The following is an 11,921-nucleotide window of genomic DNA, read 5'->3' as shown; positions in this document are numbered from 1 at the left end:
GTGTTGGAGCGACAAGCAGGATATCGCCCGCGCTCGTCCAGGTAGTCCACAGCCAAGGGGACCGCGCGCGCCCATAAGGCGCAGCGCGCGGGCCGCGCCGTGCTGTGGACCCACCTGGGCGAGCGCGCTCACGCGGCCTCCTCGGACGCCTTCGCGGCGGCGCGCTTGCGCATGGACTCGCCGGTGAGCTCCAGCCGGTGGGCGTTGTGGACCAGCCGGTCGAGGATGGCGTCGGCGTAGGTTTGATCGCCGATCACAGCGTGCCAGCGGTCGACCGGGATCTGCGAGGCCAGCAGCGTGGCCCGGCGGTCGTGGCGATCGTCGATGACCTCCATGAGGTCGAGGCGCTGGGCGGCGGTCAGCTCGGTCATGCCCCAGTCGTCGATGATCAACAGGTCGAGCCGGGCCAGCCGGCGTAACTCGCGCGCCAGCTTGCCCTCCACGCGCGCGGTGGCGAGCCCGTCCAGCAGCCGGGTCAGGCGGGTGTATTGGACGCTGTAGCCCTCGCGCGCGGCCTGGTGACCGAGCGCGCAGACCAGCCAGGTCTTGCCGGTGCCGGTCGCGCCGACGACCACCACCGGCCGGTGCTCGCGGATCCAGCGGCAGGTCGCCAGCTCGCGCACGACCCCGCGGTCCAGACCGCGCGCGGGGTTCATGTCGAGGTCTTCGAGGCACGCCTGCTGGCGGAATTTCGCCCGCCGGAGCCGGCCGGCGAGCGCGGCGTTGGCGCGCTCCTCGGCCTCGCGCTCGATCAACAGCGCCAGGCGGTCGTCGAACGACAGGCTGGCCGCGTCGGGCTGGTGGTCCAGCTCCTCCAGCGCCTTGGCCATGCCGTACAGGCGCATCTGGCGCAGGCGGTCGATGTTGGGATGACGCATGCGGGATCTCCTTGGATCGGGGTCAGTGGTAGTAGGACGGGCCACGCAGGTTGGCGTGGTCCCCGACGCCGGCGGTGGCCGGCGCCGACACGTCGGTCTGCTCGATGGTGCGCTCGATGTAGCGGTAGGCGCCGATGTTCGCGGCGAGCGCAGCCTCGCAGCTCGCCTCCAGACGCGTGGCCCCGTGCAGGGCGGCGAGCCGGATCAGCCCGCGGCCCTGTCGAGCGGCCTGCATGTCATGATCGGCATCAGCCCGGATGCGCGCGTAGATCGCCGCGGCGGCGGGACCGATCGCCGCCAGCTCCTCGGCGACGCGCGCGGGCGTGTAGCTCTCCACGGCCCGGTGGTTGGAGGGCTTGTGGGCGTCCAGCGTCACCCGATCCCGGCCGGAGCGCGGGTCGCCGGAGGCCGCCTGCCGGCGGTGGCAGGCCACGCGCTTGTTGCGGTGAAAGACCTGGATCACCTCGGGCCCGGCATGGATGTCCACCGTGGCGGCGATCAGGCGATGCGGCAGCGAGTACGCCACGCCGTCGACGGTGACGTGGTAGGTCTCCGGCACCTTGAACCGCGCCCAGCTGCCGATCACGAACGCCGCCGCCGGCAGCGCCTTGAGCGTGGGCCGCTCGATGGTGGTGAACAGCTCCCGGCGGGTCATGCCTGGCTGGCTGGTCAGCGGATCGTCGTTGACCTGCGCGACCAGCTCGACGACCGCCGCGCGCGCCTCGGCCAGCGTGGCGAACACGCGGTCGCGCAGCACCGCCAGGACACGCCGCTCCGCCTGTAAAACGCCATTTTCCACGGATGGCTTATCCCGTGGCTTCCTGGCGCGCGTCGGAACCACGGCCGTGGCGTAGTGCCGGGCCAGCTCGTGGTAGCCGGCGTTGATCGCCGGGTCGTAGAAGCTCGCGTGGGTGACGCCGACCTTGAGGTTATCCGGCACGAGACGCGACGGGACTCCGCCCAGGTGCTCGAACAGCCGTACGTGCGAGGCCAGCCAGTCGGCGCTTTGCTGGCTCCAGGTGACATCCGCGAACAGGTAACCTGAGTACGGCAGAACCGCCACGAACACCTGCGCCGGCCGCGCCGCCGCCCCCACACCCACGCTCAGCGTCATGCCGGCGTAGTCGATCTCGACCATCTCGCCCGGCGTATGCGCCCGCAGCAGCCGCGGTTCCTTGTGGGCGCCCTGCCACTCCCGGAACCGGGCGACGAACTGCGTGTAGCGGTAGCTGTCTGGCACGGCCTCCAGATGCTCCCGCCACAACAGTTTCAGCGTGACCCCGCGCCGGCCCAGCTCCCGGGCGACATAGGCCCAGTCCGGCTCCGACCGGCCGGCCGGTGCCGGTGTGCGGGGGAACAGCTGCGCCTCCAGCGCGTCGTCCGACCAAGCCGCCACTGCGGCGTAGGTCAGCCCGGCGGCTTTCAGCCGCCGCAGATAATCCCGGACCGTCGTCCGGGGGAGCCGGCACGCCGCCACGATCTGGCGCTGACTGGCGCCGTGCTCGTCGCGGAGCCGGAGAACTTCCCTGATTTTACGCATATCCGACCTCGGTTTCGGCATCCACGGGCCCCCTGTCCCTCGTGATCAGGGGCGCACCGTAGAGCGTTGCTACCAAGGCCGCGCGCCGTCTTACTCTCGTGCTACGTGTGGGCGAATTCGCCGAATTCGGTGGGCGGTTTCAGCCGAACCAGGTGGGCGAATTCAACCGAATTGGGTGGGCGGATTCCGCCGAATTACGCATGACCACTCGCCAGCAAGGCAGAGTCTTCGCTGGCCAATTGATATGCGGTGACAGCGTTGTTGCTGGAGTCGACTGACCCACGATTCTCGCCAGTGGCGATCGCCGTCAGCTTGACTTCCGGCGGCGTCGAATCTTCCGCGGGAATCATGACCGTGTCGGCGCAGCCGAAAAGCAGCATGGGTGTAGCTAATGCCAACCATAGACGGATATCCTGCATGCGTTGACCTCCCCCTTGATATCGGAATTATCGTTTGCGCGAAGGGTTAAGGGTCTCAGATAAGTACTGAATCAGCAAATTTCGCATCGATAATCCGCCTGCTCCGGGGAAGGTATCATAGAATCGTTGGAGTACTTCCGAAGCCCGCAGTCTGGGGCGATATTGGGCGATGGACATGACCAACAGTCCCGATAGGCGGTGACATCCAGCCGGGCCTGTACTTTCAATAGACTATGCCGATGCCCCCAACATCTCCCGCATCTCCAGCGCATCCCGCACAGCGTCATCGGCTTTATCCGTGTTGTCGAAGAACACGAACGCGTCGCGGCCGGCCTGCATGTGCCCGGTCAGCCAGTCGGCCCAGGGCCGCAGCTGGTCGCGGCCGTAGCGGCCGCGGTATTTGTCCTCGCGGCCGTGCAGGCGGAGGTAGACGAAGCCCGCCGTGGCGACCGCCGGCGCGCGCTGGTCGGCCAGTTCGAACGGCACGAAGGCCGCGTTGTGGCGCTCCAGCGCGTCGTAGACGTGCCTCACGTGCCAGCGCGGGTCGCGGAACTCGAACGCGGCGCGGGTGCCCGCGGGCAGCTGCCGCAGGAAGCCTTCCAGCCGTTCGACGTCCAGCGGCATCTTGGGCGGCAGCTGGAACAGCACCGCGGCCGTGCGGTCGGCCAGCGGCTGCATCCGTTCGAAAAAGACCTGCAGCTGTTCGCCGCAGTCCTTCAGGCGCTTGCGGTGGGTCAGCTGCTGCCAGGCCTTGACCGAGAAGCTGAACCGTTCCGGCGTGCGCTTGGCCCAGCCCTTCAGCATGTTCTGCATCGGCAGGCGGTAGAAGCTCGCGTTCAGCTCCACCGCGTCCAGGTGCCGGGCGTAGTGGGCGAGCCACTGGTTGCGCGGCAGCGTATCCGGGTAGAACGGCCCGACCCAGCCGTCGTAGCTCCAGCCGCTGGTGCCGACGTAGGCGCGCGCCATCAACGCCTCCCCGCGGATCTCCTCGTCCGGGGAGGTAGGCAGCCGGGCCGCGTCCGTGCAACCGCGACCCGGGCAGCGCATGGGATTTGAGATGGATCAATGCGGGGCGTGGCGGCGCGCCGCAGGGTGCGGATATCACGATGGCGTCGTTGTCTTAGCGATCCAGCGTCGCGTCGTCGGGTTGCGGCCCGCACGGTTTTGCGGGTCTGCTCCCCCTCAAGCCCAACTCGACGCGCCCCGCCGGCTCACCGTCCGGCGGGGCCTTTTTCTGGCCCGCCGCGTGCGACGGCCCGGCCGGCCTCGGTCAGGCGGCAGACCAGCCAGTCCGGCTTCATCGGGTTGGCGAACCAGGGGGTGGCCCAGCCCTTGCGGATGCACGCCCGGATCAGGGCCGGCGCATAGGCCTGCCCGTCGGCGTCGAACAGCGGCAGCTTGCCGCCCGGCTGGTCCAGCCCGCGCGCCACCCCGCCCCGTCCGGTCAGCGCCCCGCCCGACCGCGGCGCGCCGCCCCACGCCAGCACGCCGAGCGCGGCCGAACGCGCCTATCTGGCGCGCGGGCGCATCGGCGATCGGCGTGTGGCGGGGTTGGTGTCGTCGCGGTGTCGTCGCGAAGGCTTGCGGCCTGCTGTCCCGGGGATGCGGACCCCCCTGACCGGCCGCGCCGGCTTGTCTAGACTTGACCCCGGGATGCCGCGCGGCGCGCACGCGCGCCGCAGACCGGCCCGGGACACCTGCAACAGTAGCGCAAAGCGGAGGGGACGGCGATGGCCTACAACCTGATCTACATCACCGCGTCGAATGTCGAGGAGGCCAAGGAGATCGGCCGCGGGCTGGTCGAGGCGCGGCTGGTCGCCTGCGCCAACGTGATCCCGAACATGATCCCGATCTTTTGGTGGGAAGGCCGGGTTCAGGAGGACAGCGAGGCGATCCTGCTCGCCAAGACGCGCGACGCGCTGATCAACCGGGTGATCGACTTCGTGCAGAAGGAGCACAGCTACGACTGCCCGGCCGTGCTGGCGCTGCCGATCCAGGCCGGTCACAAGCCGTTCCTGCAATGGATCGACGAGGAGACCGAGGGCGCGGACGCGCCGGACACCGACCCAGAGTAGATCGCCCTCGCGCCGGCGCCTATGCGTCCTGCAGGTCGGTCGCGCCGGCGGCCGTCTGGCCGACCTGCTCGAACAGCCAGGCGCGGAACGCCTGGATCGAAGGGTCGGCCTCGCGCTGCCTGGGATAGACCAGCCAGAAGGCGAGGTCGGAGTGCAGGTCGTGCGGGAACGGCGCGACCAGCGTGCCGTCGGCCAGCTGCTTCTCGACCAGCCCCCGGTTGACGATCGCCACCCCCATGCCGCTCAGCGCCGCCTGCACGGCCATCGCGTCGTGGTCGAACTTGGGGCCGCTCTCGGCGTCCACCTTGTCCGCGCCCATCGCGCGCAGCCAGGAGCGCCAGCGACCCATCCGCGGCACCGCATGGATCAACTGCACCTTGGCGAGGTCGTCCTGGTTGCGCAGCGGCTGGCGCGCCAGCAGTTCCGGGCTTGCCACCGGGATCAGTTCCTCTTCCATCAGCCGGTGGGCGACCAGGCCCGGGGTGTCGACCTTGGCGGTGTGGCGGATCGCCAGATCGATGTCGCTGTCGGCAAAGTCGACCATCTCGATCTGCGCGGACAGCCGCGTCTCGATTTCCGGGTGCGCGACCTGGAACGCGCTGAGCCGCGGCATCAGCCAGCCGACCGCGAACGACGGCGCGGCGGAGATGTTCAGCACCGCCTTGTCCGGTTTGGCGGTGATCCGCTCGGTCGCCTCGCGCAGCAGCTCCAGCGCCTCGCGCACCGCCGGCAGGTAGGCGCGGCCCGTGTCGGTCAGATGGACCTTGCGGGTCGCCCGGCGGAACAGCGCCGTGCCCAGCAGCTCCTCCAGCGCCTTGATCTGGTGGCTGACGGCCGAGGGGGTCATGTGCAGTCCCTCGGCGGCTTTCTTGAACGAGCCGTGGCGGGCCGCCGCCTCGAAGGTACGCAGGGCGTTGATCGGGGGTAGGTGCATGGGCGGTCCTCTCCGCGTTCCGGCATGCCACTGGACGGCTTTTGGGTGAATATCGTTCACCTATAACCTGAAAAAGCGTCGTTTGTCGCAGTGCACAATCGGGCTCATTTTCTAAACCAAGCAGCGGCCGGGGCGAAACACGGTTGAGAGAAGCTTAACCATCGTCCGGCCCGCGAACACCGGTCAATCAGGAGCCCGAGCCATGACCCACGCCGAGATCGAGTTCTATATGCGCAAGGGCCGCAGCGAGCGGTCGAAGGCCTTTTACGCCGGCTTCCGCGCGATCAAGCGCGCCCTGACCGGCGTCGCCGGCCGCCTCCGCGGCGGCTTCGCCCACCTGCACCAGCCCAAGGCGTTCCAGTAAACCGCACGCGGCTGAACGGATCGGGGCCGGCGTTCCAATAGCGGGCGCCGGCTCTTCTGCGCTCGCACGGCGCGGCGGCGTTTTCCCTCTCCCCCGAGTGGACGGAGAGGGACTGGGTGAGGAGGCCCCACGGCTATAGAAGCGGCAACCTCCTCTCCTTAGCCCTCTCCTCCCAGTGGAGAGACTTTTGCACGGGCACTTCAGCACCCGTCAGCGATGCTTCGAGACGCCCCGCTGCGCGGGGCTCCTCAGCATGAAGCTCTATATCTTATTGTAAAACCTATAACTTCATCCTGAGGAGGTTGGCGACGCCAACCGTCTCGAAGGATGCCTGACGGGTATTGCCGCCATCGCGCAAAAGTCTCCGTCGAGGGAGAGGGGATATGTTAGGCGAGGAGGGCGCGACCTCAGGCCTGCTTGCGGCGTTTCTGACCGCCTTGTTGCGGGCGGCCGTGGTGTGTCTCCAGGTATTCGCCGAGGTAGCGGCCGGTGTGGCTCTCGGCGACCTGGGCGACCTGTTCGGGCGTCCCCCTGGCGACCAGCCGGCCGCCCTTGGCGCCGCCTTCCGGGCCCATGTCCAGGATGTGGTCGGCGGTCTTGATGACCTCGAGGTTGTGCTCGATCACCACCACGGTGTTGCCGTTGTCGACCAGGCGGTGAAGCACCTCCAGCAGCTTGCGCACGTCCTCGTAGTGCAGGCCGGTGGTCGGCTCGTCCAGGATGTAGAAGGTCTTGCCGGTCGACCGGCGCGAGAGTTCCTTGGCGAGCTTGACCCGCTGCGCCTCGCCGCCGGAGAGCGTGGTCGCCGGCTGGCCGATCTTGACGTAGCCCAGGCCGACCTGCTGCAGGGTCTTGAGCTTGTTGCGGATGTTCGGCACGGCGGAGAAGAAGTCGACGCCCTCGTCCACCGTCATCTCCAGCACGTCGGCGATCGAGTGGCCCTTGAAGGTGATCTCCAGGGTCTCGCGGTTGTAGCGCTTGCCCTTGCACTCGTCGCAGGTGACGAAGACGTCGGGTAGGAAGTGCATCTCGATCTTGATCACGCCGTCGCCCTGGCAGGCCTCGCAGCGCCCGCCCCGGACGTTGAACGAGAAGCGCCCGGCCTTGTAGCCGCGGGTGTTGGATTCCGGCAGGCCGGCGAACCATTCCCGGATCGGCGTGAACGCACCGGTATAGGTCGCGGGGTTGGAGCGCGGGGTCCGGCCGATCGGCGACTGGTCGATGTCGATCACCTTGTCGAGCAGCTCCATGCCGTCGACCTTGTCGTGCTCGGCCGGGGCCTCGCGCGCGCCGTTAATCCGGCGGGCGAGCGTCTTGTACAGCGTCTCGTTGATCAGGGTCGACTTGCCGGAGCCGGAGACGCCGGTGACGCAAGTGAAGGTGCCGAGCGGGATCTTGGCGGTCACGTCCTGCAGGTTGTGGGCGCGGGCGCCCTTGACCGTGATCGCCTGGCCCTTCCGGCCCGGCCGGCGCTTGTCGGGCAGCGGAATCTGGCGGAAGCCGGTCAGGTACTGCGCGGTCAGGCTTTCCGGCTTCTGCATCACTTCCGCCGGGGTGCCGCGCGCGACCACGTTGCCGCCGTGGGTGCCGGCGCCCGGACCCATGTCGACCAGGTAGTCGCTGTCGCGGATGAACTCCTCGTCGTGCTCGACCACGATCACGGTGTTGCCCAGGTCGCGCAGGCGTTCGAGGGTCTGCAACAGGCGGGCGTTGTCGCGCTGGTGCAGCCCGATCGACGGCTCGTCGAGGACGTAGAGCACCCCGGTCAGGCCGGAGCCGATCTGCGAGGCGAGGCGGATCCGCTGGCTTTCGCCGCCCGACAGGGTGGCGGCGGGGCGGGACAGGGTCAGGTACTCCAACCCGACGTCCATCAGGAAGTCCAGGCGCTCGCTGATCTCCTTGACGATCCGCCGGCCGATTTCCTGCTGCTGCGGGCGCAGGTGGTCGAGCACGTGGTCGAACCAGCGCTGGGCTTCCTCGATCGACATCTCGGCGGCCTGGGAGACGTTGATCCCGCGGATCCGGACCATCCGCGCCTCCAGCTTCAGGCGCTGGCCGCCGCAGGTGTCGCACGGCTTGGCGGTCTGGTATTTGGACAGCTCCTCGCGCACCCAGTCGCTGTCGGTCTCGCGGTAGCGCCGCTCCATGTTCGGGACGATGCCCTCGAACGGCTTCTGCGTCTCGTAGGACCGCAGGCCGTCGTCGAAGCGCATCCGCACCGGCTCGCGGGTGCCGTAGAGAATGCCGGTCTGGGCGGATTCCGGCAGCTCGCCGAACGGCGTGGTCACCGAGACGCCGAAGTGCTTCGCCAGGCTGTCCTGGGTCTGCTTGTAGAACTGCGAGGGCGAGCCCGCCCACGGCACGATCGCGCCCTTCTTGAGCGACAGCCGCGGGTCGACGATCAGCCCGGGGTCCATGTGCAGCGTCGCCCCCAACCCGTCGCAGTCGGGGCAGGCGCCGAACGGGTTGTTGAACGAGAACAGCCGGGGCTCGATCTCGTCGATCGTGAAGCCGGAGACCGGGCAGGCGAACTTGGCGGAGAACGAGGTGTGCTCGCCGGTGTCGGCGTTCTCGGTGAACGCCAGGTCCTCGCCGATCTTGAGCGCGGTCTCGAAGGAGTCCGCCAGGCGCGTCTCGATGCCCTCGCGCACCACCAAGCGGTCGACCACGACCTCGATGTCGTGCTTCTTCTTCTTGTCCAGGCTCGGCGCGTCCTCGATCTCGTACAGCTCGCCGTCGATCTTCACGCGCTGGAAGCCGCGCTGCTGCAGGTCGCGCAGCTCGCGCTTGTATTCGCCCTTGCGCCCGCGCACGACCGGGGCCAGCAGGTAGAGCCGCGTGCCCTCGTCCATCGCCATCACCCGGTCGACCATCTGGGAGACCGTCTGGCTCTCGATCGGCTCGCCGGTCTCGGGCGAATAGGGGGTGCCGACGCGCGCCCACAGCAGGCGCATGTAGTCGTAGATCTCGGTCACCGTGCCGACGGTGGAGCGTGGGTTCTTCGATGTAGTCTTCTGCTCGATCGAGATCGCCGGCGACAGCCCCTCGATGCTGTCGACGTCGGGCTTCTGCGCCAGCTCCAGGAACTGCCGGGCGTAGGCCGACAGCGACTCGACGTAGCGGCGCTGGCCCTCGGCGTAGATCGTGTCGAAGGCGAGCGAGGATTTGCCGGACCCGGACACGCCGGTGATCACCACCAGCTTGTCGCGCGGCAGTTCGACCTCGACGTTCTTCAGATTGTGCTCGCGCGCGCCCTGCACGCGGATCGTGGGGGCGCCGTGCGTTTCCGCCATCGACTTCGCCATCGTGTCCGTTTCTCGGGTGGCGGCCGCCGAACCGCGCGGTCGCGCGGTCGGGCACCGCAGGCCGCGACGGGTGCCGCCGCTGAACTGGCGCCCAATATGGGGCAAGCGCGGCCACGAAACGAGGGGCGGTTTGATCGCCGCGGCCGACGGCCTGTGGACAGCTTGCCGTGCGGGCGGTCAGAAACGGTGTGGCGGTGGCCGGGGCGAGCAGATAAACTCCAGGGTCGCCATTCGAGTCTCGCCGCACGCTAGAAGGACGCCCCACGTCATGGCCGGTACCGTCAACAAGGTCATCCTGATCGGCAACCTCGGTCGCGACCCGGAGGTCCGGCAGACCAACCAGGGCTCGCGGCTGGCCAACCTGTCGCTGGCGACCAGCGAGCAGTGGACCGACCGGCAGAGCGGCGAGCGGCGCGAAAAGACCGAGTGGCACCGGGTCGTGATCTTCGACGACCGGCTGGTCGACGTCGCCGAGAAGTACCTGAAGAAGGGCTCCAAGGTGTACCTTGAGGGTCAGCTGCAGACCCGTAAGTTCCAGGACCAGTCCGGCCAGGAGCGTTACATGACCGAGGTCGTGCTGCAGCGCTTCCGCAGCGAACTGCAGATGCTGGACGCCCGCGGTGAAGGCGGTGGCGGCTATGCCGGCGGTGGGGGCGGCGGCACCGGCCGCCAGCAGCAGGACGACCGCGTCGGCGCGATGGACACCCGCTCCCCCGCACCGGGGCCCGGCGGCGGCGACGACCTGGACGACGAGATTCCGTTCTAAAGTCTCGCACCCGCGCGCCGATGCCGGCGTAACGGCGCCGGGCGATCGTCCGCGTCCGGTCAGTCGCGCTTGGCGAGTTCCTGCTCCAGCCCGGACCACAGGCCGCTGCCCTGGTTCAGGTACTGCGTCAGGTACTGGCCCAGCATGCCCGCGCCCTCGATCTGCTCCACGCCCGGCGGGCAGGACCAGCTGTCGCCGTCGCGGGTGCAGGTCACGTCGACGGTGGCGGTCAGGCGCTGGTTCTGGATGTTCGGGTGCCGGCAGGTGATCTGCTTGCGCGGCGGGTCGAACCGCCCGGCGGTGATCCACTGGCCGTAGACGTCCGCCTTGTTGGCGGTCACCTGGGTCGTGCAGGTCAGACCGGACAGCAGCTGGCGCAGCATCTCCGGCATTTGCTGCAGGCCCGACTCGCTGGGCGTGACCGACACCGGGCAGTCCAGCTGCAGCCGCGCGAACGCCTCCAGCTGATCCCGGCATTGCGACAGATCGACGGCGAAGTCCTGCGCCTGCGCCCGGCCGGGCAGGACCGCGACCAGGGCGAGGGCGCACAGCAGGGGCAGGAGCGGGCGGCGGCGCATGGCGGTCGGGGTATCCCTGGGTGTGTCGGAGATCGCGCGGCGAGCGCCTCCATCGAAGCGCTCGGACCCCCTAGAGCAAGATGCTGCAAGGTGAAGCCACCTTTCAGCTGAATCTTGCTCTCTCTTCAAGCAGTTAGAGCAAACTTCACGATGAAGGCCGACGCGACCTTCATCGATTTTGTTCTAGGCCGCCGGACCGCCTTCTGTCCAGGCCAAGATGCCCGAGGGCGTTCGCACCGGCAGGCGACATCCTGCTTCGATTGCAGCGCGTTAGACTGAGAACTTGACGCGAAATCGGGTTCGGATCGGCTTCGGCCGCGTTTCAGCGGGCGCGGGCGCGCAACGCGCGGTCCCGCCGCAGGCGCAGCCGGCGCAGGCCGCGGCGGGTGCGCATGCCCACGAGCGGCGCCAGGATCAAAACCGACAGGGCGAGCAGGGCGTAGACCGTCGGCTGGCTGATGCCCGAATTCGGGTTCTGTCCCGTGCCCGTCATCAGCACGACGACCGGCATCGCCGCCGCCGCGACCAGCAGCGCCGCCCGAACGCCGACCGCGAGCACGAACCCGGTCCAGACGGTCAGGCGCCGCAACGCCGGGCCGCGGTCGAGCGCGGCCGCCAACTGCGCCCGCAGCCGATCCCGGCGGCACAGGGCGACCAAGCCAAGCATGCCCTTGGCGCCGATCAGCCCGATCGCGAGGGGGCCGACCACAAGACCGGCCAGCGCGGGGTCGCCCAGCCGCACGGCCAGGGCGTCGTACAGCGTCATCAGGCCCATCACGGCCAGCACGACCAGCGTCATACCCGCCAAGTGCGCACAGATCCCAAGCACGCCAAGCGTGAACCCGTCGAGCCCGGGGCCGTCGCGGCCGGCGCCGCGCGATTTCGCGATCCGCGCCGAATGGTGGGTCTGACCCGCCTCGCTCATCGTTGCGGCCCTTGGACAGCTTGGAACACCGGCTCCCCGGCCCGGTCCGCGGGCTGGCAAACCTGCTTCAGGTTAAGTAGTATTTCAGTTTCGCGCGAAAAAGGCTATTGAAATCGGGTGTTCGCGCCGAGCGGGTG

12 protein-coding genes are annotated in these 11,921 nt (G+C 68.7%); 3 read left to right on the top strand and 9 right to left on the bottom strand.

Annotated features, from left to right (window positions below; genetic code table 11):
- Window positions 1–128 precede the first annotated feature (128 nt).
- The 5 genes from istB to CKO28_RS11650 form a co-directional block, all read right to left on the bottom strand.
- Window positions 129–878 (bottom strand): IS21-like element helper ATPase IstB, encoded by a 750-nt coding sequence (gene istB / locus CKO28_RS11670; protein ID WP_200340952.1) that lies wholly within the window; start codon window positions 876–878, stop codon window positions 129–131.
- 22 nt (window positions 879–900) lie between these two features.
- Window positions 901–2,439 (bottom strand): IS21 family transposase, encoded by a 1,539-nt coding sequence (gene istA / locus CKO28_RS11665; protein WP_200340951.1) that lies wholly within the window; start codon window positions 2,437–2,439, stop codon window positions 901–903.
- Between the two features lie 173 nt (window positions 2,440–2,612).
- Window positions 2,613–2,837, bottom strand: a complete 225-nt coding sequence (locus tag CKO28_RS11660) for a hypothetical protein (protein WP_200340950.1) — start codon at window positions 2,835–2,837, stop codon at window positions 2,613–2,615.
- 231 nt (window positions 2,838–3,068) lie between these two features.
- Window positions 3,069–3,803: a DUF72 domain-containing protein gene (locus tag CKO28_RS11655; RefSeq protein ID WP_200340949.1), complete on the bottom strand. Its 735-nt coding sequence runs from the start codon at window positions 3,801–3,803 to the stop codon at window positions 3,069–3,071.
- A gap of 245 nt (window positions 3,804–4,048) precedes the next feature.
- The gene (locus CKO28_RS11650) at window positions 4,049–4,321 is read right to left on the bottom strand and encodes a hypothetical protein (RefSeq protein WP_242480508.1); all 273 of its coding nucleotides are present in this window, start codon (window positions 4,319–4,321) and stop codon (window positions 4,049–4,051) included.
- Between the two features lie 246 nt (window positions 4,322–4,567).
- Here CKO28_RS11650 and cutA point away from each other — a divergent pair, with 246 nt between their 5' ends.
- Window positions 4,568–4,912 carry a divalent-cation tolerance protein CutA gene (gene cutA, locus CKO28_RS11645; protein ID WP_200340948.1) on the top strand — a complete coding sequence of 115 codons (345 nt, stop codon included), beginning with the start codon at window positions 4,568–4,570 and terminating at the stop codon, window positions 4,910–4,912.
- A gap of 19 nt (window positions 4,913–4,931) precedes the next feature.
- Here the strand turns inward: cutA and gcvA are convergent, their stop codons facing one another.
- Window positions 4,932–5,846 carry a transcriptional regulator GcvA gene (gcvA, locus tag CKO28_RS11640; RefSeq protein WP_200340947.1) on the bottom strand — a complete coding sequence of 305 codons (915 nt, stop codon included), beginning with the start codon at window positions 5,844–5,846 and terminating at the stop codon, window positions 4,932–4,934.
- A gap of 202 nt (window positions 5,847–6,048) precedes the next feature.
- On the opposite strand from gcvA, the gene CKO28_RS11635 reads away from it, so the two are divergent.
- On the top strand, window positions 6,049–6,210 hold the full coding sequence (locus tag CKO28_RS11635) for an RSP_7527 family protein (protein WP_200340946.1): 162 nt from the start codon (window positions 6,049–6,051) through the stop codon (window positions 6,208–6,210).
- A gap of 407 nt (window positions 6,211–6,617) precedes the next feature.
- On the opposite strand, the gene uvrA is transcribed toward CKO28_RS11635, so the two are convergent.
- Window positions 6,618–9,515: an excinuclease ABC subunit UvrA gene (uvrA, locus tag CKO28_RS11630; RefSeq protein WP_242480503.1), complete on the bottom strand. Its 2,898-nt coding sequence runs from the start codon at window positions 9,513–9,515 to the stop codon at window positions 6,618–6,620.
- A 268-nt stretch (window positions 9,516–9,783) separates the two neighbouring features.
- On the opposite strand from uvrA, the gene ssb reads away from it, so the two are divergent.
- Window positions 9,784–10,281, top strand: a complete 498-nt coding sequence (gene ssb / locus CKO28_RS11625; RefSeq protein ID WP_200340945.1) for a single-stranded DNA-binding protein — start codon at window positions 9,784–9,786, stop codon at window positions 10,279–10,281.
- 59 nt (window positions 10,282–10,340) lie between these two features.
- Here the strand turns inward: ssb and CKO28_RS11620 are convergent, their stop codons facing one another.
- Together CKO28_RS11620 and CKO28_RS11615 are read right to left on the bottom strand one after the other, a co-directional pair.
- On the bottom strand, window positions 10,341–10,859 hold the full coding sequence (locus tag CKO28_RS11620; RefSeq protein WP_200340944.1) for a hypothetical protein: 519 nt from the start codon (window positions 10,857–10,859) through the stop codon (window positions 10,341–10,343).
- 322 nt (window positions 10,860–11,181) lie between these two features.
- Window positions 11,182–11,784, bottom strand: coding sequence for a hypothetical protein (locus CKO28_RS11615; RefSeq protein WP_200340943.1), 603 nt, complete (start codon window positions 11,782–11,784; stop codon window positions 11,182–11,184).
- Window positions 11,785–11,921 lie beyond the last annotated feature (137 nt).

Origin of the sequence: Rhodovibrio sodomensis, from assembly GCF_016583645.1 — a bacterium.
Lineage (GTDB): Bacteria > Pseudomonadota > Alphaproteobacteria > Kiloniellales > Rhodovibrionaceae > Rhodovibrio > Rhodovibrio sodomensis.
This window is presented reverse-complemented; position numbering and strand designations above follow the sequence as displayed.